The 2,892-nt window shown below is 32.2% G+C and carries 4 protein-coding genes; 2 read left to right on the top strand and 2 right to left on the bottom strand.

The genetic code is table 11. From position 1 onward, the window contains the following. The first annotated feature begins 90 nt into the window (after nucleotides 1-90). Nucleotides 91-627, top strand: coding sequence for an anti-sigma factor (locus tag AFK68_RS03475; protein WP_094671610.1), 537 nt, complete (start codon nucleotides 91-93; stop codon nucleotides 625-627). 32 nt (nucleotides 628-659) lie between these two features. Here the strand turns inward: AFK68_RS03475 and AFK68_RS03470 are convergent, their stop codons facing one another. Continuing rightward, a complete protein-coding gene (locus AFK68_RS03470) occupies nucleotides 660-1,070 on the bottom strand; it encodes a gamma-glutamylcyclotransferase (RefSeq protein WP_094671609.1) in 411 nt (136 codons plus the stop codon). Nucleotides 1,071-1,414: 344 nt separating this feature from the next. Between AFK68_RS03470 and AFK68_RS03465 the strand changes: the two genes are divergently transcribed. Further along, a complete protein-coding gene (locus tag AFK68_RS03465) occupies nucleotides 1,415-2,017 on the top strand; it encodes a glyoxalase-like domain protein (RefSeq protein ID WP_094671608.1) in 603 nt (200 codons plus the stop codon). A gap of 320 nt (nucleotides 2,018-2,337) precedes the next feature. Here AFK68_RS03465 and AFK68_RS03460 read toward each other — a convergent pair whose 3' ends face one another. Continuing rightward, nucleotides 2,338-2,886, bottom strand: a complete 549-nt coding sequence (locus tag AFK68_RS03460) for a YqeG family HAD IIIA-type phosphatase (RefSeq protein WP_094671611.1) — start codon at nucleotides 2,884-2,886, stop codon at nucleotides 2,338-2,340. Between the last annotated feature and the right edge of the window lie 6 nt (nucleotides 2,887-2,892).

Raw genomic sequence — 2,892 nt, 5'->3', positions numbered from 1 at the left:
TCAAAACATTAACCTAAATTTCAACTAAAAAAATCTTTTAATCTATAGAAAAATTTATCAAAAAATATCAAGTTTTTATGTGGTTTGAATATGAGTGAAAATTTTGATTTAGATGACTTTGACGATGGGGTTCAGGGTGAAAAAATAGTTATGAAACAAGAAAGATTTGAATTAGTAAGTGCATACCTTGATGGTGAAGTGACACCATCACAACGTAGAGAAGTAGAAGCTTTACTAGCTAAAGATCCAGTTGCTAAACATCTTTATCAGAGATTAGTACAACTACGTTCTGAGTTTCAAAGAATGCCAATAACTCCAACAGTAGAAACTGTAGATAGAACAGTTGAACAAGTATTTGAAAAAATTGACCGTAGATCGAAACGGACTTTGATTTGGCGTGGTAGTGCCATCGCTGCTCTATTTATAGGAGTTATATCGGGAATTATTTCTGCTACTCGTTCTCCAGTAATTCAGTTAGTGGATGAATCTGTGCCTGATACTGAACCTGTACAAATAGCTTTAAATGAACCTATTATAGAAATAGTTAACCCCAATAATGTTATGTTAACTGTCAATGAACCATTGTTTCAAATTCCCCAACCTTCTGTTACACCTGTAGAAAATTAATATAATAGTAGTTATTAAATAATTATCTTACTTTAAGTTGATATCTTGCCTGTCCAACATCCACTAGGTAAGAATTTACCACCAAGTAACTTAACTTTTTCCGGTAACATTAAATAGCTCCAAACTGTCCATAAATATTTTCCATCAAGTCCAAAAGTAGGAATTTTTTGTCTTTGATACTCGTTTTCTTCTGGAGGGCGTTCAGGATGATAATCTTCTAACTTATCTAGCTCTAGTAAAACCTTTGGATTTCTAAATGATAAAACAAATCCATGCACATTACTCTCTCCTCCAGTCATTGCTGGATAACCAATAGGTAGTTCATACAACAAACCTTTTGCTACTGCGGGAAAAAATTCCACAACATATTCAGCACAATAGGATAGATAGTTTACCTCACCTGGTTTGAGAGTACCATAGACAAATACTCTAAAATAACTCATAAGTATCTGGCCATAAATCAAGTTAATATTGAAAAGGAGTTAGGATAGCTGATAATTTAGTGACCTATAGAACATAATAGTTTTGGCAAATTTACCTCCTACAGTTATTGTAGGTTTAATTTTGTTTAGCTACTTACTAAATCAGATTTCCTGATGTTATTAATGAAGGGATGCAACAAGTAAAAGCTGATGGAGAAAAAATTATAACTATACTTTCTCGATCTAAAATGGATTGAGCATTACAGTCTAAACAAAACTAAATTTGCTAATATAGTATAGTTATAAGTCTGAACTAAAATTAAATTAAATTTATTCAATAGTAATTATTTAAACCTAATCTTTAGATGATGTCAGTAGTAAATATTATGGCTTTTTTGCTTCCCCAGTTACCTCTAAGTGCTTTTTTACCAGAATTGCCTCTTGATAGTCTATTTTCTACTCAGGGAATAATGGTTATGCTATTAGCTGCTTATGCTGTAGCTATGTGGATGTTTCTGACCAGCGCCCCAAAAGTTCATACAATTATGGTATCCGACTTGGCGATCGCCCAACAATTATATGAAGGACTACTGGAGTTACCAGTAGCAGAAGTTCCCTTACATTACTACTATAATTATGAACAAACATTAGGAGCAACAGGTATAGATCCACTTTACCTATCAAATGATTATACCAGACCCAGCACTACTAACCAAGGAACAGCACCTTCAGATGGTTTATGGTATCAATTAATGAAAAATACTCAACTACACATTATCAGTGGAGCGAGTCTCGGAGCAAAAAACCACCAACGTCATGTTTGTTTTGATAAAGACTGTTTAGAACAAATATTAATGCGTGTACAAATGCGAGGTCTTAAGTACAAAATTAGGTCAGAAAAACCTCTTAATTTATTGGTTAAAGACTGGAATAGTCGAGTCATAGAAATAGCAGAAGTTAAGAACTAAAGATTATAAGCATTAAGTTATTAGCAGTCAGGTTTCAGCTTTTCATCAATCATAACTATGGAAATAGCTTTTGAAATAATTAAGTAATGACTAAGGTTAGTTCATTAATTGATAATTACCTCTGGTTAAAACCGTTACGGAATTGAATATAAGGAAATTCAAGAGCACTTTTTTTCCCTATTCAAGGGGAGGCTTTAAACCAGAATTATTTAATAATTAATAATTAAATAATTCGGTAATGATAAATTTATTGATAACTTGACAAGTTTTCTACTTCCAAGATAATGAAGAATAACTAATAGCTGAATACTTAGATAAAATCATTTTTTATGGTCAGAAATCAAGCCATGAGTAGTCATATTTAAAGACGCTCCTAATACTTGAGAAACCCATACTTCAAAAGAACGAACTTTATAATTAGGAAATTCTAAACCATCATTAGATATAGGTTCAACAAGAATAGTAAACATTCCTAAACGATTTCCTGCTAAAACATCAGTAAACAAGCGATCGCCTACCATAGCAACTTTTTCCACTGGTAAATTCATAGCATCAACAGCTTTTTTTAACTTACGACGAGAAGGTTTACCAGCACTAGCAATATAAGGTATACTTAGTGATTCAGCAATTCGACCTATTCTGTATTGGCTAATATTATTACTAACTAACCATAAACTTGCTATAGTTTTAATTTCTTCTACCCACAAACTCAATTCAGGAGAAGTATCACTATCACGAATTGACACAAGAGTTTCATCCACATCTAACACTAAACCTTGAATTTGATTTTTTTTAATAATTTCCAATGTTAGACTTAAAACTGAATTACCTAGAACTAAATCTGGCTGTAAAAGTTTACCCCAAGACATAACATT

The organism is Hydrocoleum sp. CS-953 (assembly GCF_002260545.1).
In the GTDB taxonomy this organism is placed as follows: Bacteria; Cyanobacteriota; Cyanobacteriia; order Cyanobacteriales; family Microcoleaceae; genus Trichodesmium.
This window is presented reverse-complemented; position numbering and strand designations above follow the sequence as displayed.